This is a genomic window from Puniceibacterium confluentis (assembly GCF_007923445.1).
GTDB lineage: Bacteria > Pseudomonadota > Alphaproteobacteria > Rhodobacterales > Rhodobacteraceae > Puniceibacterium > Puniceibacterium confluentis.
The window spans coordinates 1-524 of the sequence record NZ_VOJI01000134.1 but is presented as its reverse complement, the minus strand read 5'-3'; the positions used below and the strand labels follow the sequence as shown (position 1 = coordinate 524).

The following is a 524-nucleotide window of genomic DNA, read 5'->3' as shown; positions in this document are numbered from 1 at the left end:
CTGGCGCGAGGCGGGCTCGCCCGACAAGGTGCGGCTGCTGTTCTCGGCGCACGGCCTGCCGCAGAAGGTGGTCGACGGCGGCGATCCCTACCAGGCCCAGATCGAGGCCACCGCGGCGGCGGTCGTCGCCCGGCTGGAGGCGGCCTGGGACTGGAGCGTCTGCTACCAGAGCCGGGTGGGACCGATGGCCTGGATCGGCCCGGCCACGCCGGACGCCATCGCCCAGGCGGCGCGCGAGGGCCTGGGCGTGGTGGTGGCCCCCATCGCCTTCGTCTCCGAGCATGTCGAGACGCTGGTCGAGCTGGACCATGAATACGCCGCCCTCGCCGCCGACCTGGGCTGTCCGGCCTATGTTCGGGTTCCGGCCCTGGGGGTGGATCGGGTGTTCATCGACGGCCTGGCGCGGATCGCGGTCGAGGCCCTGGCCCGTGACGGCGGGGTCCGGCCGGCGGGCGATTGGGCGTGCGCGGCCTGTTGGCCGAAATGCGCGAGGGACCAGAGGACGGGAGCGGCGGCGTGAGCGA

General features: G+C 74.2%; 1 protein-coding gene. It reads left to right on the top strand.

Features of this window, described 5'->3' with window-relative positions:
- Window positions 1-520, top strand: a 520-nt coding sequence (gene hemH / locus FOY53_RS22865; RefSeq protein ID WP_146592556.1) for a ferrochelatase, incomplete at its 5' end; no start/stop codon positions are given.
- Window positions 521-524 lie beyond the last annotated feature (4 nt).